This window comes from Mesorhizobium sp. Cs1299R1N3 (assembly GCF_037179625.1).
GTDB classification, from domain to species: Bacteria; Pseudomonadota; Alphaproteobacteria; order Rhizobiales; family Rhizobiaceae; genus Mesorhizobium; species Mesorhizobium salmacidum.
Genome location: NZ_JAPYKQ010000008.1, coordinates 201,919 through 220,458, shown reverse-complemented (window position 1 = coordinate 220,458; position 18,540 = coordinate 201,919). Strand labels below are relative to the sequence as shown.

Here is an 18,540-nt window from a genome sequence, read left to right as displayed (position 1 = left end):
AATGATCCAGTGCTGATACTGTTAGAGGGATAAGAAGTCCTGACAACGGAGAGGGAGGCTTACGTGGCCGATATCATCTTGAAAGTGTTTGCAAATGCCGACGATGTGCATCTCGTCTGGTCGCATCAGGAGGACATTGAGGGATGTCTGGGATTTGCCATCCAGTGCCGCCGCGGCGCCTCCGCCCCCAACTACCTGTCGAACCGCGTCGGGTTCGAAGACGATACGGAGGTCGACAAGGACGGCAACCGGATCGCCTCGCGTTCCTCGCGGATCTGGCCATTCCAACGCTATGACTGGACAGACCACGCCGCCGACCTTGGCGACGTCATTGCCTATCGTATCGTCGCGAGGGTCAAGGGTGCCGCCGGCGCGCTGGAAGACGGGCCGGCGAGCGAATGGTCCGAAATGCTGACACTTTCCGCCGATTGCGGCGACGGTGCGAGTGTCCACTTCAACCGGGGTTATGTGCTGTCGCAGTTCATGGCGCGTTACATGAAGCGCAAGGGGATCACGCTCAAGGAGTTGAAGGAAACCGCCGTCATCGTCAGCAAGAATGTCGACCGTGAGGCGAGGGCCTTTCTGGGCGGCACATTGCGCGAAACGATGCTGAAGATGATGGCCGAGGTCGCGGCCGATGAGGAGCTGGAGCTGCATGCCGCGCTCTATGAGCTCAGCGACGAGGAGCTGATCGACGGGCTCAGCGCGATCGGCAAACGGGCGAAGATCGTCCTGGCGAATGGAAGCGTCGATGCCGAGGGCGAGGACGAAAACGCGGATGCGCGGGCGCGTCTGCGCGACGCGGATGTTGTCGTGCACGACCGCTTCCTCGCGCCGAAAGCACTGGCCCACAACAAGTTCGTGGTCATTGGGCGCGCCGCGGACGGCAAGTTCGAGCCGGCCAAGATGTGGACCGGGAGCACGAACTGGACACCGACCGGTCTCTGCACGCAGCTCAACAATGGCATCATGCTCGAGCATCCGGTGCTGGCAAAGCGGTATGAAGCGCAGTTCAACCTGCTGGTCGACGCAAAGAATGCGGTTTCCGGCGACCTGCTGCGATCCAACAATTCGCCCGAGCAAGGCATCGCGTTCGGTGGCGGCACCATCGACAGCTGGTTCTCGAGCCTGAGCGATGAAATCGACATCAAGGAACTCGTCAAACTGGTGGAAGGGGCGCAGCATGGGGTCTTCTTCGTGATGTTTCAGCCGGGCAACGAGCCGGTGCGAACATTGCTCAGGCTTCAGAAGGAAAAGAAGCTCTACGTGCGCGGCGTCGCGACCCGATTCACCGGCAAGGGTCTCGAGGAGTTCAAGCTGCTGAAGGCGAAGCCCGAGGATTTTTTCCTCGATGCGGCGCAGGACACCGGGGTTGAGAAATCGGTTGGGCAATGGGCCGTGGAAGGTACGGCTGCCGACTTCCAATCGGCCATAGGTCACGCCATCACGCATTCAAAAGTGCTGGTGATCGATCCATTCAGCGACGATCCCATCGTCGTCACGGGCTCACATAATTTTTCGCACTCGGCGAGTGCCGCCAACGACGAGAACTTCATCGTCATTCGAGGCCACAAGAAGATCGCCATGCATTACGCCATCAACGCCATGCAGACCTACAGCCACTATCGCTGGCGTGCCTATCTCGCGGAGGCGGCCAGGGAGAAGAAGGATCCCTTCCAATATCTGTCGCGTGACCCGGACTGGCAAAAGCGCCGGACCTCCGGCGAGACCAAGCGCATGCTGGCGTTCTGGATGGCAGGCACCTAGTCTAGAGCAATTCCGGGAAAACCGTGAAATGGTTTCCCGGGAAAAGCGCGCGGCGCTTTCCCCGAGGGGATTGCGTCAAGACAAAGCGTTAGAGCCGTTTGCCGTTCCCGGGAGACGGCGAACGGCTCAGCGTGCCGTCGCCGTAGATCATGCGGCCGGCGCGGAAGGTTGCGCGCACACGTGGCACCGGCTGGCGGTCGGCGACGACGAGATCGGCCAGAAGCCCGGCTTCGATGGCGCCTCGATCGGTGAGCCCGAGCGCCGCGGCCGGATTGGCGCTTGTCAGCGCCGCGGCCTTCGCCAGGCCACTGTCGCGCAGTTCCGCCAGGCCGAGCACGGCCGGCAGGATCGAGGCCGGATGATAGTCGCTGGCCAGCATGTCGAGCAGCCCGGCCTCATAGGCCTGGCGGGCGGAAAGATTGCCCGAATAGGATTCTCCACGCAGCGCGTTGGGCGCGCCCATGGCCGTATACATGCCCAGCCGGCGGGCTTCCCGCGCCGCCTCCAACGTCACCGGAAATTCGCTGAGCACGGTTCCCAGGCCGTGGACAAATTCCACCTTTTCCAGAGTGTCGTCATCGTGCGAGGCGAGCACGATGCCGCGGGCGCGGGCAAAGGCCGACAGGCTCTGCAGCGTGCCGAGCACACCGCCATGCCCGTTTCGATCGGCCATGCGCTTGCCGACGACCTCGGACACATCGGCTATCGACATGCCGCGCTCCTTGGCCAGGCGGGCGATATACAATTCGACGTCGCGGTACTGTCCCTGGCCGGGCGTATGATCCATCAGCGAAACCAGGTGCAGCTTGCCGGCATCCATCAGCCTTTTCAGCACGCCGACAGCCGCGGTGAACGTCACCTCGAAACGGGCATGGATGCGGTGATCGACCAGAAGGTCGTCTTTCAGCCCGGTGATGGTCTCGATGATGGAAGATGTGTGTTCTTCCGAGCGCAGCAAGGCCGCGGTGGCGCTGTTGCCGATGAAGGAGAGCGCGGCATAGGCGGTGGTCACGCCGCAGGAGGCCAGCCGCTTGTCGAGTTCGGCGATGCCGATTGCCATCGGCACGTGGACACCGCTGCGCGGCTCCACTTCCCGCTCCACCATGTCGCCATGCATATCGATGAAGCCAGGCAGCAGCAGACGACCGCCGCCGATGAGGTCGGCATTCTCGACAGGTTGGTCGCGGATTTCGGCGATCCGGCCGTCCTCGATCCTGACAGCGCCGTTGGCAATGACACGGTCGCGCAGGACAATCTCGAATTCACTCAGCCACATCTGGTTCTTCGACTGATCCCGGTGGGTCGCGGCCCTGTCTGTCCGTTCAAGCATGGTCGTCTCCGAAAACAGCATTCCACATTTCCTGATCGCCCTCCGGCCAGGCGGTTTCAAGGCGTATCATGCGGATGTTTCAGTTCCGATGATCGGATAGGCTGGCTTCGTGACAGCGTTGTGTAGGACAGGCAGGTCGGCACGTCATGCTGCGCCGTGGATGGAGCCGCAAGATGTGAAGATACGAGACGCACGTTGGTTGCCTCCGTCAGGAATGCGCCTCATGTCGGCCATTGAGGCGAACTTTATCTCGGCCAGGAAGCAGACATTGCGGTGACCGCGCTGGAGGTCGTGGTTGCGCCATGAGCCGACGCTGAGCACCAAGGCTATGGTAAATCTTGATGTTGGCCGGAAGCGGAAGACCGAAAATGTCAACAATGTCTGCCAATGCGCCTACCGTCCGGTGCCAAGCTACGACCGCTGTTGTTCTCGGCGCCGCTTGTCTGCCCGCTTCAACTGATCGCGGACATACTCGGCCGATCGGCGACTGTTGGCGGTCGTGATCTTGTCATTGGCCAAAGACCCCGTTGGCCGATTGCTGGGAGAAGCCATGTTTCAAGGCATTGTCGACTGCGTCGATAACTTGGTCCAAGTTGTCGAGCGCCTCAAAAGTTCTTTCATGGCGCCGGGCGGCCCGCCGGATGCCGACGAACAGTCCGCCGGCCAAGCTAAGCACAAGCGGTATTGTTCCGCCGCGCATGCCGACGCCGCCGTGGTGCGAGCAAGCACCGCGCCTGCCGATTGAGCTGGAATGCGCGCCGTCGCTGCAGGTTGTTTCCCCGCGAAATGGAAGCAAGCAGATCATCAGCACCATGAACTTTGCAGAGCCAACAGCCCAGGGGCTGTTGATGAAGCGGCGATAAATTCTTCTGAGATGGCGAAGCATACGGGCAGTGCATAATTGTTCGAATTCCGATGGCCAAGCCAAAAAGCGCTACCACCCGCGGCTAGGATGGCGCAGCCCCTCAACACGTTGCAAAGCGCCCCTAGATTTTCTGTACTACGCTTCGCGACCAAGGAGCCCTACCAGCTGGAGCGGGACCGCAATAAGGTGCTCCAAGGGATGCGCCTTGCCGGGCTAAGTCCGGCTACCTGCAGCCAAACAGCACCGCCGCGCCAAGCTCGTCATGATAATGCCGCCCCTGTCCAAATCTATGGTATTTTTCCAAGTAGTCGAGCAGGTCGGCCCTGATAAGGATGTCTTCCGGTATCTGCGGTACCACGACGTAGATTTTTCCCGCCTCGTCGAATTCAGGTTCCACCGTCACCCCATCGACGATTTGGTTCAAAACGGCCGTAAGTTCGGCTTTCAAATGAGAACTGGGGCTGCCGACATTAGAAAAGGCCAACCCGTTCGTGAAATCGCCCGCCGTTGGAAAAGGAGTGGCTCCGTCGGCAAGGAATATCGGCAGTTGCTGCTTATAGTCCGCCACCGCGCTTGGGGTTCCGACCCTGAGGTTAGTCTTAGTACTACCACCGCTGTCGCGAAGGTTGATACTTTGGCCGGCAGCTGTGAATATTTGGCGATTTATTGTAATCTTCAGAGGGTTTCCAACCGTACTATCGACCGACAAGATGGTGGCCGGCGTAGGCAGGAGTTTGAGCCACGTCTCGACAATGGCCGCGCCGATTTCCCGCGCTTGTCGACCCTTCCTGAGATTCGCTCTGGGCATCGCATGCTTCTCGACACAGGACCATCTGTGAGCGTATGCGCGTTTCGCAGCTACCGCAAGATAGCTCTCGATGTGGAACGACGCCCAATTCATGTTCTTATAGACAGCGCACTGCCTTTGGGGGCATGCTGTTTCCGTAGACGTAGGAGGCTTGCTGTGGTCGTTCTACAGTTCCGCGCTGTTCTTATCGTGAGCGTCTTGTCATTGGCTGCCACTCAGAGACCGTCATTGGCAGACGAGATGCCTGCAAATGAGATCGCCGCGACATTTGTTGCGCCTTACGGCGACATGCCTACGAACTCGAACAACTCGGCGGATTTTAAAGCAGAAATCCAGAAAACTGACAAAAAGGAAGTGATTTCGGTAGATTTTCCCGAAATAGGTAAAAGCTTTTTAACGTTAAAAATTACGGAAACAAGAGTTAAAGAGCTTGAATCTCAAGGGTTTGAACTTGCCGATCCATTTTCTGTTACCCTCTTTGACGCAGCTAGATGCAAAAATAATCCGAGGATAATCAAAAAGGATACCACCACCACTATCCAGGACGTTCCCGCAAACGTCTGCCGTGTGGTCGGGTCACCGGTGGAAAGCACATACGGCCCCGAGGTGTGGGTGCTAGACAGCGGAGTTGACCCGGTTGCGGTCAGTTCAAATCTTCTGAATGTGGCGACAAAGGTCGACTGTACGCAAGGCAGTTGCGTGATGGGGGCCGTGGATGATGAGCTGGGACACGGAACCATGGTCGCAGGTATCATTGGAGGAAGGACTTTTAAAGATGGATCGTCGCACTACACGGGACTGGCAGGGGTTAGCCCTAAGGTATCTCTGAATATCATTAAAATATTTGGTGATGATGTAACTGTAAGCGTCTGGGACCAACCTGTTAAAGCAATAAGATACGTCTTGGATCACGCCAAAGCTGGTGACGTTGTAAACATAAGCTGGGGAGCTAACTCTCTTGAGAGTGCAAGGGCTGGCGGATACAGCAATGATATAACTTTGTTAGATATGCTATTTCATTTGATGGCGGATCGGAAACTACAAATTGTTGTGGCGGCAGGAAATGCGGAGCGAGCAAATGGCAATGGCGGATGGTCGTGGGCCGAAGGGTTCACGCCGGCAAATTCTGCGCCGTATACTTCGCCGGTCAGTCCTGGGGCGATATATAGTGTTTCTGCGGCTGACAGTAAATATGATTCAATGACTATGAAGTGGTCCGACAAGCTGTGGCAAGGCAGTGCATTCGGCGCTTCGTTTGCAGAACCTGGCGTCGAGGCGCGGTCCTTGTGGCTGTCGGATGATTCAAATAATCCGCAACAGAATGTGTGTTGGGGAACTTCATTCGCTGCACCAATTCTGGCTGGTTTGCTGGTTCGCGGGTCAGTGTCGCCAGGCGACTTTACGGATAGTACCTATCCTGACGCGGACACAGTTGCGTACGTGACTGCGGGCAAGTCGGACGCTACCACACCAAAGCACCCAAAATGCAACTGACCCGAAGGGCAGCCCTGCAAGGGATTCTACTATCCTCCATGCTTCGTCCAATCGCGGCAAGGGCTAGACCGGCGGCATGCGAGCCGAAACTCCTGTTGGTATTTCTCCGGGGTGGACTCGATTGCGTTGCGACGATCCCTCCGTTTGGGGATCCTGAATTGCTAACCCTGCGCGAAGCTCAGGCGCTTGTGAATGAGGAGGGGGCGACCGAAACACTCAAGCTGGACGGATTTTTTGCGCTTCATCCAGCACTGGCGCCGCTTCTGTCCTACTTTAATGCCGGGGAGTTGCTGATCGTCCCAGGGACGGCCATTGCGGGAGTGGAAAGATCTCATGCAGCCTCGGAATTTGCTTTGTTCGGGAGCGACTTTGACGGCCTCACGGGCTGGCCCAGACTGGCCTCGCTCGCCTTAGGGACTGAACCATGGCGGATCGGTCCGGCCGACCGATCCATCGATCTCATATCGGATTTGGCGTGGGGCAATCCGCTGCTGGACTTGGCCCTGCTTTCCCCTGAGCAAGCACAGGTGGGCGGATCGAAATGTGTGGAAGATCCGCTCGCGCAGCGAAGCTTATGCCAAGCGGCCAGGTTCACTTGCGCGGCGACCCGTGCGGCACAGGCGCTGGCAACGGAGGGCGGTCCTCGGATCGCAACGCTCGAATTGCCTGGGTTCGATACGCACATCAGCCAGGGCGTGCGTCTGGCGCGAGCATTGAAGGCCCTGGCAGACGGGCTCGTTTCGTTCGCCGAAGCGTCTGGAACGGCCTGGAACAGAACAGTTGTCTTGGTCGTGACTGAGTTCGGCCGAGCAGTGCCATTCAACGCAGACGGCGGAACCGATCACGGGACGGCCAGCGTCACGTTCCTGATGGGCGGTGCCGTTGCCGGCGGCCGAGTCGGCAATCAGTGGCCTGGGCTGGCACCCAGCCAACTTCGCGGCGGAACCGATCTTGCCGCTACGACCGATCTGCGAGCAATAATCAAGGCCGTATTAATTGAGCATCTTCGCCTTCCCGACCGGGCTGTTGCTAAGGTATTTCCGAGCGCTGCTGAACTGCCAGCGTCAATTGGTTTGTTTCGGGATGCAGGTTGATTGCCGTTAATCGGGCACGTTTGAACTATTCCTTCCATGATCGGCAGATCTCGCCGGATATCCTGCGATTGAGGGATCGTTGCGGCCGTCTTGCGGCGAGTAGCTATGCTCTGCACAAATTGCAGGACCTTGGGACATCGTTCCGCTACATCTACTATGCACCGAGCGGACCCAAGTTGCTGATCCTATTGCGGTTTCGGTGAGCCCGGCGATTATCCGAACCGCTCCATCATGTGACCCAAATTTTGGGCTTGGTGACATTATGGCTCTGTCCACAGGGTAGGTGGTGCGCGAGAGGACCTGCTGGATTACCTGGGGGCGTACCACAAAAACGCGCAGGGTCGGCACTATCATGAAGAGCTTGCGTCCGCGGTCCTTTTCGGCTGCCGATAGCAAACTTCAATTTCAGTTCGGCAGCCCTGCGGCGAGCAGCCCTTTAAGCAGCGTGGCCCGATCCTCCTCCAGGCGATAGGGCTCCTTGGCCACGAATCGACTGCAAGAAAAGCTGGGCGTACCCGCCACCACGCGAGCCGCATACAACTTTGCGTCGCTGTCCCGGCCAAGCGCCGAGCTCGAAGCGGCCATGTAGGCGGTAACCCATGCCGGCATTGTCGATGAACGGCTCAAAGCGACCAGTGCCAACTCGGGCCGGCCCGCAATAAAGTGGACGATGCCGCGAAACGGCCAATACCAGGATGGTTCGTAGAGTGGATCGAGCACCTGCGCCCGCTCGAACCATTGCATGGCGCGATCCGGCTCGCCGCCAAATGTGTAGAGGGTGCCGAGATAAGAGACTTGCTCGGGATCGTTCGGATTGAGGTAGAGGGCCCGTGCGTAGAGTTGCGCAGCGACGTCGAAGTCTCGCAAGTGAAGTAGCACCCAGCCGAGAATGTTGAGGCAAACCGGATCGTTGGCGGACAACGCAACCGCCTTCTTGGCAATTGTATGCGCCTCTTCGAGCAGGGCATCGGAAGATCCCATGTCGCGAAACCATTCCAGCTGCTTGTAGTGAGCCAGCTTGGCATAGGCGCGCCCATAGGTCGGATCGAGGTCGATGGCGCGCTGATACCATTGCCTGGCTTCCGCTTCGGACGCGAGGTCGCCCAGCGGCAGGGCGTTGCCGCGCAGCACGCACTCATAGGCCGCCAGGTTGGCCGGCGGCTTGCGCCGCGCCTTCTCAGCACCCGCTGCCTTGAGGCGCCCGATAACTGTGCCCACGATCTTGCGGACCAGTTCATCCTGCACATCGAATATGTCCTGATCGTCGCTGTCATAATGCTCGGCCCAGACGTCACCGCCGGACGTGGCGTCCACTAGTTCGCACGAAAGGCGGATACGCCTCCCCATCCTCCGGATTCGACCCGCAAGCTCGAAATCGAGCCCGATATCCGAGACCAGCTTCGGCAGTTCCACATCCTTGAGCCGCAACGAGGTATGATATGACGCGACGGAGAGCTGCGTGAACCGCGTCAGCTCGGTGATGACGTCTTCTGTGAACCCTTCGCTGAAATAGGGTTCCACGCCGCCGGTGCTGACAAATGGGCGGACCAGGATCGATGGCGTGTTCGAGCCCGAAGTCTCGGCGCCGTTCCGCAGAGCGGGGCCGTCGGGTCTGTGAATAAGCGAGTAGACCGCTACGGGTCGGGGAATGTTCTTGAGCTGAAACTCGCCGCAATATTCGAACGGCAATTGCAACCCTGCGCGGACCTCCTCATGCACTTTTGCCGAAAGGCAAATGCCTCCGGGGGCGGCGATCTGTTCAAGGCGCGCAGCCACGTTTACACCGTCGCCGAACACGTCTCCGTCCCCGTCGACGATAATATCGCCGAAATTTATGCCCATTCGAAGCAACAGACCGGGCGACGATCGCTCAGGGCTTGCGAGATAGGCCTGAATAGCCACGCCACACCGGACCGCTTCGACCGCGCTGAGGAACTCCGCTACGACGCCGTCGCCGGTGTTCTTTACAACGCGGCCGTCATGCCGATGAACGTAGCCTGGGACCTCGTCGCGCATCAGCGCCCGGACGCGGGTGAACGTGCCTTCCTCGTCTTCCGCCATTTGTTGCGAATAGCCGACCACATCGGCGACCACGATCGCAGCCAGGCGTCGCTTCAGGGTGCCGTTGTTTGCGGTCAATCCATGCTTTGGGGTCATCCATACCTCGGGTCGGACGTCCGAACGTACTTTAGCACATTTGCATGATGCTATCGCGCATGGCAGCGTGTAAACTGCTACACGAGAGCTTCCGACGTACGACAGAGCGAAATCCGTTCTGAAGCGCTCGCAATGCGAAAGATCCGCACATTCGAGGTCTGCGTGGGCTCAAGTCTTCTTTATGGCCCGGTTGTGATCTCGGACCCATTGCTCGGCTGTCCTCTCACTGTGGCGGCCGGCCGCGTTCGCGCCGCCAGGGATGGCGATGAGAGCACTTACTTCGTGTCTGGTTGTGGCAGGACAGCCGAGCAGGCGCTGCAAGGCTGCCTTTATGAGGCGGACGAGACCTACTTCGCCCAGATCATTCCCGAGGCGCGAATTCTCCGGTCGTATGCCAATGCGATCGAGGGGCGGGTCGTCGAGCCGCCCGACGTCCTTCTTTTCAGCGAAGAGCAATATGACCGGCGAGAGGCCGGGAACCGACAGTCCCGCAACATGGTACCGGCCCGCTGGGACAGATCCGCGCCTGAAGACTGGATCCTGAGTGACGACAAGCTCGGTACGGAGCAAGCCTGGGTGCCCGCGGGCCTGTGTTTCCTCGGATATGATCCCGGTGGCGAGGAATCATCTTTGCCGGCTGCCGACTCGAACGGACTTGCGCTGGGCATCAACCCTGAGGACGCTGCGATGAGCGCCCTTCTCGAGCTGATAGAGCGAGATGCGACCTCTATCTGGTGGTACAATCGACTTGTTCTGCCTCGAATCGATCCGAAGTCGAGGGCAAGCGACACCGTATCGTCTTACGAGGATTGGCTTCGGCACCAAGGTCGCGAATTGCGGCTTCTGCGACTTACGTTGGATTTGGCGGTGCCAGTCGTTGCGGCAATCTCCAGCGACAGTTCCGGCCGGTGTCCGGCGATGGGGTTTGCGGCAGGCGCATCGTGGTCAGCGGCTGCCACAAGGGCGGTCGGCGAGCTTGCTCAATGCGAAGCGAACCTTGCTCTGCTCTCCCAACAGGCGCAGCATCAGGGCACGACCCGGTTTACGCCCGGGGCGCGGCAGCTTTATCGCTGGCATCAAGAGACGGATCTTGGGCTGTGTCCATATCTGCAGGGCGGGAATAGCGGGCCTGCTTGCACCGATGAATCGACACTTGACTACGCCTCATGCGTCAAACTCTGCCACGAACGAAACCTGGAGATATTCGCCGTCATCCTGATGCAGGATGAGCAGCGGTCCCTTGTCCGCATTTTCGCTCCGGGCTTACGCTCGACCAAACCAAGGTTTGGTCCGGGCAGGCTCTATTCTGTTCCAGGCGCTCTTGACCTCATGCCTGCGGGCTCAACTCCCATATGCCGAGACTCTTTCCCATTTTAGCGCCGAACCCAAAGCTGCTGCAAAGTCCAATTTGGGACCAACACCGGGGGGCAAGCTCTACCGCTTCCGCTCCCTTAAAGCTGCCATTCCGGTGTCGGCCCCATAACGCCCGTTCATCGCGAATCTCCAAACGCGTTACCATTGTCCCGCCCTATGGTGGGCTGGCACCATCACGAAATCTTATGCCACTCGCTGACCGACGGCAGCCGGGTGGCCCCGGACCGATTGAAGCGCTGGATGTAATGCGCGGCGCTGAAGGCGGTCGGGCGTATCTTGGAGCCGAAGGCCGTCCTGGCCATTAGCGGCGCGCCTTTCAGCGCCGTTGCATTGGCGCCGCCTCGGGTCGAAAATGCCTCCGATGAAAGCAGTTCCCAGGCTCACCACACCAAGGCTCGTGCTGCGGGCGCCGAGCGAGCGGGATCTCCCGGCATGGTTCGCGCGCGCGAGCGATGTCGAATCCGCCTCGCTTGCCGGCGATCCCGTTCCCGAGGACGTAAGCGCGGGCGAGCGATGGTTGGCCCGTTCGCGTCAGCGCTTCGCCGACGGCAAGGCGATCCAGTGGTCCATAGACCGGGCATCGGACGCGATCGGGACGATAACCCTGTCCTTCGCAACCGACGCCAAGGCAGCCGCATTGGGATTTGTGCTGGCGCGTGCGCATTGGGGACAGGGACTGGGCAGCGAGGCCGCGCGCGAAGTCGTTCGCTATGCTTTTGAGACCCTGGCGCTTGACCAGCTGACGGCCGAGGCGGTGACGCACAATTTCGCGTCGCTGCGGATCTTGGCGAAGCTCGGCTTCAAACATGTCGAAAGCTTCATCGACGAGTCCGACGGCGAGCACTGCGAGCGTTTTGCGCTCGACGCAGACATCGGATCGTCACTCTTGGCGAGCCAGGCTTAGAGCCATCCGCTCGCGGCCCGGGCTGACATCGGAGCACTCCAAAGAGCAGCCCATGCTTGTTCAAGTCAATCACAGGTAGTCGCAGCCTTGAGCGCTTCGGCACGGGCCGGTTCGGGCAAATCCGCGATCCGTCGAACGGAAGCATAGAACCTCGGATAATCGCCGGAGCACAGGTCGAACAAGCGAAGAAACGCCGGGACCTGTTCGCCGTAGACAGAAGTCGCGGCGAGCTTTGCGTTGTTGATCGGGGCGTTGAACCAGGCGTCGTATCCCCGGTATCCGGCCCAGCTTCTGTCGCGCATTTGCCGGTAGCGCGTCCGCAACCTGTCGAGCGTGGTTGCCTTGGCCGCCGCCATCTCATCCGGGGTGCGGGAGCTTTCATAGACCCGCCGCAACTCGTCGCGCGTTTTCGACACCAGTCCGAGAAAATCGGCGCTGCGCTTGCGATCGGCTTCGTAGCGGCGCAATCCGGCGCGATCGCCGGCCGTGCGGAGCCATTTTCTTGTGCCGGTGGTCTCGACGGCAACCGCGAAAGCCTCATTGAATGCGGAATCGCCGTTCACATAGAGGCGCTGATGCGCCAGTTCATGAAAGATGAGGCTCGCGAGATAGGTGTCGTCCTGACGCAGCATGGTGCTGAGCAGCGGGTCGCTGGACCAGCCCAGCGTGGAATACGCGGTGATGCCGGTGACATAGACGTCCAGCCCCTGTCCATGAAGTGCGACGGCGCTTTCGGTCGCGGATTTGCGATCGAAGTAACCCCGGTACGGAACGCAGCCGAAAACCGGAAAGCACCATGTTTTTGGCGTGAGCGAGAATTGCGGGGCGGCAAAAACAGCCCAGGTCACGGCATCCCGGTGGATGTCGACATAGCTGTGGTAGCTGCTGTTTTCGGGCAGCGCCAACTCGTCTGTCGCGAACCGCCTTATGGCGCTCGCCGACGTCAATTTGGTTCGCAATGCCTCAGGGGTCGAAGGGGCCTTGATCAGTTTTCCGACGTCTTCGCGCGCGGCCATGATCCGGACATGACCCTCCAGCGATTGCGCGTAGTAGGAAATGCTGGTGCAACCGCTCATGGCGGACGCCACGATCGCCGCTGCAAACAATCGAAAAGCGCGCTTCACTTCTTCCCCACCGCTTCGTCACCTGCCCATGGAGCACATGTCCGGCGGACCGTCCACTGGGCATGCTTGAAGCTGCGGGTCTGCTGCCGGCTCCATATTGGCGGCGGGTAGTGGGTCAGTTTGAAATTTGCTCTGGCGGATCGATAACAGTGACATGCCGTTCCTCGATCCAGATAGAGTGCATGAAGGCAGGTTCTCCAAAAACCTCGCCGACTTCTAATTCAAGAAGTTGCTCCCCTGAAACAATTGTGGTGCTGATAACCTCAAACTTTCGCCCGACACATCCAAGGAAGAGCTCTTTGGTTCGCATCTCGTCGTCGTCCCGAAGATCATCGGGAACACTCTCGACGATCACTAGGGTGCCCGCAGAAATCATAGGGGGTCTCCAGGCTATCACAGGGTCCACAAATCTGACCCGCAGCCTGGCGGCGTGTCTAGGCGCCATCACCAAGTTTGCCCACCCCCTGACTCTTTTCCCGATCCTCAGACGTCTTAGCTACAGTGAAACACTGGAGCAGGGTCAATGAGCCTCAGGGATAAGAAGATCGTGGTCACCGGCGGCAGCCGTGGGCTTGGCCTCGGCTTGGTTGAAGCGCTGGTAGAGCAGGGCGCTGAGGTGACCGTGGTCGCGCGGGGCGCCGAGGCGCTGGATGCGGTCGGTGCACGGCTTGGGGTCGCCACCATTGCCGCCGATGTCACGGACGAGGACGCGGCCTATCGCATTCTTGGCGAGGTCCGCCCAGACATAGTGGTGCTGAACGCCGGTGCAACGCCCCGGATGGGGCGGCTGGATCAGTTGAAATGGGAGGATTTCTCAGTTGCCTGGGAAACCGACGTCAAGGCCGGGCTCTACTGGCTGCAGGCGGCGCTGAACCTGCCGCTCAAGCCGGGCAGCCGGGTGCTGGTGGGGTCGAGCGGTGCCGCCGTCACCGGATCGCAGATGTCGGGCGGCTATGGCGGCTCCAAGCGGATGCTGTGGTTCATGGCCAAATACGCCAATGGCGTGGCGCAGGAGAAGGGCCTCGGCATACGCTTCCAGGCGATCCTGCCGCGGCAGATGATCCTCGGCACCGGGATCGGCGATGCGGGCGCCGGCGCCTATGCCGGCTCGATGGGCATCACGCCGGAACAATTCGTCACCCGCTTCGGCGCGCCGATGCCGCCCCGGGCTTTCGGCGACAGGGTGGTTTCCGTGCTGGAAGACCCGCAATATGCCGAGGGCGTCGTCTTCGGCCTCAGCGGCGACGCGGGCGTGACGATCATGGAGGGCCCTTGAGCGAGGGAAAGCCAGCCGTGGAGCGCGACCGGCAGGAGGGGCTGCTTGCCCTTGCCGCCGCCTTGCGGCCGGAGTTGCACCGCTATTGTTCGCGGCTGATGGGATCGGTCATCGACGGCGAGGATGTGGTGCAGGATACGTTCGCGCGCGCCTTCATTGCCCTTGACGAGTTGCGCGAGGTGCCGCAGCTCAGGCCCTGGCTGTTCCGGATCGCCCACAACCGAGCGCTGGACCTTTTGCGCAGCCGCGCGATCCGCGCCGCCGAGCCCATCGAGGCGGCGCTGGAGATTGCCGACGAGGCCGACCCGGTGGAGATGCTGATGCGCAGGCAAGCCGTGCAAACCGCCGTGTCGCGCTTCGCGGAGCTTCCGGTGCCGCAACGCAGCGTGATTATCCTGAGGGATGTGCTCGACGAGCCGCTGGCCGACATCGCCGCTTTGCTTGGTATCACGGTCGATGCGGTGAAGGCGCATCTGGCGCGCGGCCGCGCCCGGCTTCGGCGGATCAACGCCGAGGCCAATCCGCTCCCCGATGCGCGCATCGCATCCGCGGCAACCGTGCGCTACGTCACTCTGTTCAACCGACGCGACTGGGACGGCTTGCGCGCGCTGCTGGCCGACGATGTGCGGCTCCATCAATCCATGCACCCGCCGCGCGCGGGCGCCGCCGACGTCGGCATGTTCTTCACGATCTACGCCAAGAGCGACGGCTTGTGGCTCAGGCCGGCATGGGTCGAGGGCCGCGAGGTGATCGCGGTGTTCGAAGGCCGGGCCGCCCCGAAGCCGCATCATTTCATGTGGCTGGAATGGCGCGAAGGCCGGATCAGCTTCATTCGCGACTACCGTTATGTCCGCTACGTACTCGATGACGCGGACTTGGTGCTGGCGAGGGAAGCCGGCTCTGGTGGCAATGGACGTCGATAGGCGACAGCAGGTCGCGGGCCGGATCGACTCCTGACCGGGCGGGCGCGGGCCGCCGCATCAAGGCGAGGCGTCATGCTTTACGACGGGATCAAGGACGAGACCTCGCGGTCGGACGGCCGCTCGCTCGTCGCCAGCCCGGTGGCCACGCCGGCGCGGTCGGCGGCGTTGCGGTTCTGGCTCATCTTGCGCTTGCCTTCGAGCCTCACCACCGGCATGCGCAGGCCGACAATTCCGCGAAGCTGCGACTGAATGAAGTCGGGCGGCGCGTCCGACACTGCCCATGGCGCGGCGCGCGCGCCTTCATGCAGGTTCGTCAGCCGGGTGACGACCTCCAGCAGCCTGTCCGCGTCGTCGAAGAACTCGACCGGCCCGTAGGCGTGGACCGCGGCGTAGTTCCAGGTCGGCACGACCTTGCCGGTTTCCTGCTTGGTCGCGTACCAGGCCGGCGTCACATAGGCGTCCGGCCCCATGAAGATGGCAAGTCCGTCGCCAATCGCAGGAACACGCCACTGGGGGTTGGCCCTCGCCAGATGGCCATGGATGACGCCATGCTCGCCCTCGGTCTCGTCGAGAAAAAGGGGCAGGGGGGTGGCGAGCGGCCCGTCCGCCGTGGCGGTGACGAGGTTGGCCAACCGCGCGGCGCGGATTGTCGCCATGAGGCTGTCCTTGTCGTCGTCGCGGAAGGCGGGCGGGGTGTACATTTTGAACTCCTTGCGTTGCAGGGACAGATGGCAGACAATCTGGCCTGTCGGAATAGCCAGTTTTGAAGAGTTTAGATGGTCCAGTTGAGGTGGTCCAGTTGAGTGGGGACGGAGCCGCGCGCCGCATCATCGCGGCGATCAAGGAACAGATCCACAGCGGCGCCTATCAGCCCGGCGACCGTCTGCCGTCGACCCGGGTCTTCGCCGCCGAATGGGGGGCGTCGCGTACGACCGTGACGGCGGCCTACAGCCAGCTCATCGCCGAGGGTTACCTGACCTCGCGGGTCGGGGCGCGTGCCGAAGTGGCGCAGGGGTTGGGGGTCGTGGCTGCGCCGAAGCCCGCCGTGGCGGCCGCGCCCCGGCACCTCTCGGCCTTCGCGCAACGCCTGCTTGCGCTGCCGGCGCCAAATCTCGCGCAACCGGCGCGGGTCGCGGACTTCCGCTATGGCGACCTGTCGGGCGCCGACTTTCCGGTGCTGGCCTGGCGGCGCGCGATGAACAGGGCCAGCCTGCGACGCGGCGCGCGGCTGGCCTATGGCGATCCCCAGGGGTCGGCCGATCTGCGCGCCGCGCTGCAAGGCTATCTCTGGCGGGCGCGCGGCATCAGCTGCACGCCGGACCGGATCGTGATCGTGAACGGCTCGCAGCAGGGCCTCGACCTCTGCGCCCGGCTGCTGCTCGACGCCGGCGACCGCTTCGTCATCGAAAACCCCGGCTACCTGCTTGCCCGTCAGGCCTTCGCGGCGGCGGGCGGTGTCGCCGCGCCCATCGCCGTCGACGGCGACGGGCTGAGGACGGACGCGCTGCCGCCGGCGCGGCTCGCCTATGTGACGCCCTCGCACCAGTTTCCGCTCGGCGGCATCCTGTCGGCGACGCGCCGGCGCGCGCTTCTGGCCTGGGCCGCGCGGGAAGGCGCCTACATCATCGAAGACGACTACGACGGCGAATACCGCTACGACATCGCACCTATTCCGCCGCTGCAGACGCTGGACGCGGACATGGTCATCTATGCCGGCACGCTGTCCAAGACGCTGTCGCCGACGCTGCGGCTCGGTTATCTCGTCGTGCCCGCCGGCCTGCGCCAGGCTTTCAGCGCCGCCAAGCGGTTGACGGACCGGCACTCTCCGCTGCTGGAGCAGGACGCGCTGGCCGACATGCTGGCCAGCGGCGCCTATGAGCGCCACGTGCGCGCCATTCGCAGGAAGAACGCCGAACGAAGGGCGCTGCTGCTGAAGGCGCTTGCGGACAATCTCGGCCCGTCGGTCACCATCGAGGGCGCCGATACCGGGCTGCATCTAGTCATCTGGGTAAACGGCGTCGGCGCCGGGCGCGTTGCGGCGATCGTCACGGCCGCGCGGGCTGCCGGGATCGGCCTCCATCCGGTGTCGCCGCTCTACGATCCGGCCGGACCGCAACCGGCCCTGGCGGGGTTCATCCTCGGCTATGCGGGGCTCCACGCCGAGGCCTTGCGGCAGGGCGTGGCGGTGCTGGCGACGGTGCTGGCCGGGTTGCGCTGAAATCAGCCGAGAAGGTTGCGCGCCGCGCGCATGAAGATCCTCGAGCCGATCGGGATCAGGTCGTCGGGAAAGTCATAATCGGGATTGTGCAGCGCCGGGTGGCGTTCGCCGGCACCGAGGAAGAACATCGCCGACGAGGCGCTGTGGCCGAACAGGCCGAAATCCTCCGAGGCGCGCATCGGCAGGGCTTCCTCGCCATGCGCGACGCTCTCTTCGTCGAGGGCGCGCCGCAGATGCTCGACCGCGTCCGGCGCGTTGACGCTGGCGACGAAGATCTCGTGGTAGTCTGAGCTGGCGGAGAGGCCGTGCCGGCCGGCGATCTCCTTGACCAGCGCCTCGGCGGCGGCGCAGAGGTCGGCCATGCGCTCGTCGCGGCGGGTGCGCAGCGTCGCCCAGACCTCGGCATGGGCCGGCGCAATGCCAAACACGGCTTCGCCCATTCGCGCGTGGGTGACGGTGACCATGGAAAAATCATCATCGGCGAAGGTGGCGCGGCCGAGCGCGGGCAGAGCCGGCATCAGCTCCGAGATCGCCGGCATGGGCGAGGTTCCGGTCTCGGGCATGGAGGAATGCGCGGTCTTGCCCTCCAGCACGATGCGCATGCCGCGCGAGGCGCAGTTGACCACGCCGGGCTTGAGCCTGACCTCGCCGAACGGCACGCCGGGCAGATTGTGCAGCGAGAAGGCGAAATCGGGCGCGATCTCGCCGAAGCGCGGATCGGCGACGACGCCGGCCGCGCCATTGCCGGTTTCCTCCGCCGGCTGGAACATCAGCACGACGCGGCCGCTGGCGGGCCGTTCGCGCCCGAACTGGCGGCCAAGCGAGGCCAGGATCGCGGTGTGTCCGTCATGGCCGCACATATGCGACTTGCCCGGCACTTGCGATGCATGCGGCACGCCGGACAGTTCCTCGATCGGCAGCGCATCGAGCTCGGACCGAAACAGGACGGTTGGTCCGTTTTTGCCGCTGTCGTAGACGGCCGCGACGCCGTGTCCGCCGAGACCGGTCAGCACCTTGTCCGGCCCGGTGTCGGCGAGGAAGGCGACGACCTCTTTCGCCGTCTTCTCCTCCTCGTTCGAGACTTCAGGCTGCCGGTGCAGCTTGCGCCGCCACTCGGTCAGTTCGACAATGTCGCGATTGGTCAGGGTCATGTTTTTTCGCCTCCACTGCGGTCCTGTGCTAGCGATAAACGGCCGTGCCGGCCAC

At 62.0% G+C, this 18,540-nt stretch carries 17 protein-coding genes; 8 read left to right on the top strand and 9 right to left on the bottom strand.

Translation table 11 applies throughout. The features are described 5' to 3' along the window. Nucleotides 1-63: 63 nt before the first annotated feature. Complete coding sequence (locus O7B34_RS19315; protein WP_337147559.1) at nucleotides 64-1,767, top strand: phospholipase D-like domain-containing protein; 1,704 nt, start codon at nucleotides 64-66, stop codon at nucleotides 1,765-1,767. 88 nt (nucleotides 1,768-1,855) lie between these two features. Here O7B34_RS19315 and O7B34_RS19310 read toward each other — a convergent pair whose 3' ends face one another. From O7B34_RS19310 to O7B34_RS19300, 3 genes are all read right to left on the bottom strand, one after another. Next, nucleotides 1,856-3,097 carry an alpha-D-ribose 1-methylphosphonate 5-triphosphate diphosphatase gene (locus O7B34_RS19310; protein WP_337147558.1) on the bottom strand — a complete coding sequence of 414 codons (1,242 nt, stop codon included), beginning with the start codon at nucleotides 3,095-3,097 and terminating at the stop codon, nucleotides 1,856-1,858. Between the two features lie 508 nt (nucleotides 3,098-3,605). Further along, complete coding sequence (locus O7B34_RS19305; RefSeq protein WP_337147557.1) at nucleotides 3,606-3,983, bottom strand: hypothetical protein; 378 nt, start codon at nucleotides 3,981-3,983, stop codon at nucleotides 3,606-3,608. Between the two features lie 202 nt (nucleotides 3,984-4,185). After that, nucleotides 4,186-4,770: a hypothetical protein gene (locus O7B34_RS19300; protein ID WP_337139963.1), complete on the bottom strand. Its 585-nt coding sequence runs from the start codon at nucleotides 4,768-4,770 to the stop codon at nucleotides 4,186-4,188. Nucleotides 4,771-4,998: 228 nt separating this feature from the next. Between O7B34_RS19300 and O7B34_RS19295 the strand changes: the two genes are divergently transcribed. Together O7B34_RS19295 and O7B34_RS19290 are read left to right on the top strand one after the other, a co-directional pair. Beyond that, the gene (locus tag O7B34_RS19295) at nucleotides 4,999-6,264 is read left to right on the top strand and encodes a S8 family peptidase (protein WP_337139964.1); all 1,266 of its coding nucleotides are present in this window, start codon (nucleotides 4,999-5,001) and stop codon (nucleotides 6,262-6,264) included. Nucleotides 6,265-6,422: 158 nt separating this feature from the next. Further along, entirely contained in the window at nucleotides 6,423-7,358 is a 936-nt protein-coding gene (locus tag O7B34_RS19290; RefSeq protein ID WP_337139965.1) for a DUF1501 domain-containing protein, read from the top strand. Nucleotides 7,359-7,763: 405 nt separating this feature from the next. Here O7B34_RS19290 and O7B34_RS19285 read toward each other — a convergent pair whose 3' ends face one another. Further along, the gene (locus O7B34_RS19285; protein WP_337147556.1) at nucleotides 7,764-9,515 is read right to left on the bottom strand and encodes an adenylate/guanylate cyclase domain-containing protein; all 1,752 of its coding nucleotides are present in this window, start codon (nucleotides 9,513-9,515) and stop codon (nucleotides 7,764-7,766) included. A 132-nt stretch (nucleotides 9,516-9,647) separates the two neighbouring features. Here O7B34_RS19285 and O7B34_RS19280 point away from each other — a divergent pair, with 132 nt between their 5' ends. Continuing rightward, nucleotides 9,648-10,892, top strand: coding sequence for a YcaO-like family protein (locus O7B34_RS19280; RefSeq protein ID WP_337147555.1), 1,245 nt, complete (start codon nucleotides 9,648-9,650; stop codon nucleotides 10,890-10,892). A gap of 170 nt (nucleotides 10,893-11,062) precedes the next feature. On the opposite strand, the gene O7B34_RS19275 is transcribed toward O7B34_RS19280, so the two are convergent. Continuing rightward, nucleotides 11,063-11,191: a hypothetical protein gene (locus O7B34_RS19275; RefSeq protein ID WP_337139968.1), complete on the bottom strand. Its 129-nt coding sequence runs from the start codon at nucleotides 11,189-11,191 to the stop codon at nucleotides 11,063-11,065. A gap of 95 nt (nucleotides 11,192-11,286) precedes the next feature. On the opposite strand from O7B34_RS19275, the gene O7B34_RS19270 reads away from it, so the two are divergent. Continuing rightward, complete coding sequence (locus O7B34_RS19270) at nucleotides 11,287-11,793, top strand: GNAT family N-acetyltransferase (RefSeq protein WP_337147554.1); 507 nt, start codon at nucleotides 11,287-11,289, stop codon at nucleotides 11,791-11,793. A 65-nt stretch (nucleotides 11,794-11,858) separates the two neighbouring features. Here the strand turns inward: O7B34_RS19270 and O7B34_RS19265 are convergent, their stop codons facing one another. After that, nucleotides 11,859-12,917, bottom strand: coding sequence for an aminopeptidase (locus O7B34_RS19265; RefSeq protein WP_337147552.1), 1,059 nt, complete (start codon nucleotides 12,915-12,917; stop codon nucleotides 11,859-11,861). A gap of 115 nt (nucleotides 12,918-13,032) precedes the next feature. Beyond that, nucleotides 13,033-13,293 (bottom strand): hypothetical protein, encoded by a 261-nt coding sequence (locus O7B34_RS19260; RefSeq protein WP_337147551.1) that lies wholly within the window; start codon nucleotides 13,291-13,293, stop codon nucleotides 13,033-13,035. Between the two features lie 147 nt (nucleotides 13,294-13,440). Here O7B34_RS19260 and O7B34_RS19255 point away from each other — a divergent pair, with 147 nt between their 5' ends. Together O7B34_RS19255 and O7B34_RS19250 are read left to right on the top strand one after the other, a co-directional pair. After that, nucleotides 13,441-14,193 carry an SDR family NAD(P)-dependent oxidoreductase gene (locus O7B34_RS19255; RefSeq protein WP_337147550.1) on the top strand — a complete coding sequence of 251 codons (753 nt, stop codon included), beginning with the start codon at nucleotides 13,441-13,443 and terminating at the stop codon, nucleotides 14,191-14,193. Then, nucleotides 14,190-15,116 carry a sigma-70 family RNA polymerase sigma factor gene (locus O7B34_RS19250; RefSeq protein WP_337147548.1) on the top strand — a complete coding sequence of 309 codons (927 nt, stop codon included), beginning with the start codon at nucleotides 14,190-14,192 and terminating at the stop codon, nucleotides 15,114-15,116. The genes O7B34_RS19255 and O7B34_RS19250 overlap by 4 nt, the downstream gene beginning before the upstream one ends. Nucleotides 15,117-15,193: 77 nt before the next feature. Here O7B34_RS19250 and O7B34_RS19245 read toward each other — a convergent pair whose 3' ends face one another. After that, entirely contained in the window at nucleotides 15,194-15,817 is a 624-nt protein-coding gene (locus O7B34_RS19245) for an FMN-binding negative transcriptional regulator (protein ID WP_337147547.1), read from the bottom strand. Between the two features lie 89 nt (nucleotides 15,818-15,906). On the opposite strand from O7B34_RS19245, the gene pdxR reads away from it, so the two are divergent. After that, nucleotides 15,907-17,334 carry a MocR-like pyridoxine biosynthesis transcription factor PdxR gene (pdxR, locus tag O7B34_RS19240; RefSeq protein ID WP_442920978.1) on the top strand — a complete coding sequence of 476 codons (1,428 nt, stop codon included), beginning with the start codon at nucleotides 15,907-15,909 and terminating at the stop codon, nucleotides 17,332-17,334. A 2-nt stretch (nucleotides 17,335-17,336) separates the two neighbouring features. Here pdxR and O7B34_RS19235 read toward each other — a convergent pair whose 3' ends face one another. Continuing rightward, a complete protein-coding gene (locus tag O7B34_RS19235) occupies nucleotides 17,337-18,485 on the bottom strand; it encodes an amidohydrolase (protein ID WP_337147545.1) in 1,149 nt (382 codons plus the stop codon). Nucleotides 18,486-18,540: the final 55 nt, after the last annotated feature.

What these genes read in the sequence shown, in the direction of transcription:
- O7B34_RS19310 (WP_337147558.1), bottom strand. Translation starts at nt 3,097, where the DNA reads ATGCTTGAACGGACAGACAGGGCCGCGACCCACCGGGATCAGTCGAAG.
- O7B34_RS19305 (WP_337147557.1), bottom strand. Translation starts at nt 3,983, where the DNA reads ATGCTTCGCCATCTCAGAAGAATTTATCGCCGCTTCATCAACAGCCCC.
- O7B34_RS19300 (WP_337139963.1), bottom strand. Translation starts at nt 4,770, where the DNA reads ATGCCCAGAGCGAATCTCAGGAAGGGTCGACAAGCGCGGGAAATCGGC.
- O7B34_RS19285 (WP_337147556.1), bottom strand. Translation starts at nt 9,515, where the DNA reads ATGACCCCAAAGCATGGATTGACCGCAAACAACGGCACCCTGAAGCGA.
- O7B34_RS19280 (WP_337147555.1), top strand. Translation starts at nt 9,648, where the DNA reads ATGCGAAAGATCCGCACATTCGAGGTCTGCGTGGGCTCAAGTCTTCTT.
- O7B34_RS19275 (WP_337139968.1), bottom strand. Translation starts at nt 11,191, where the DNA reads ATGGCCAGGACGGCCTTCGGCTCCAAGATACGCCCGACCGCCTTCAGC.
- O7B34_RS19260 (WP_337147551.1), bottom strand. Translation starts at nt 13,293, where the DNA reads ATGATTTCTGCGGGCACCCTAGTGATCGTCGAGAGTGTTCCCGATGAT.
- O7B34_RS19255 (WP_337147550.1), top strand. Translation starts at nt 13,441, where the DNA reads ATGAGCCTCAGGGATAAGAAGATCGTGGTCACCGGCGGCAGCCGTGGG.
- O7B34_RS19245 (WP_337147547.1), bottom strand. Translation starts at nt 15,817, where the DNA reads ATGTACACCCCGCCCGCCTTCCGCGACGACGACAAGGACAGCCTCATG.
- O7B34_RS19235 (WP_337147545.1), bottom strand. Translation starts at nt 18,485, where the DNA reads ATGACCCTGACCAATCGCGACATTGTCGAACTGACCGAGTGGCGGCGC.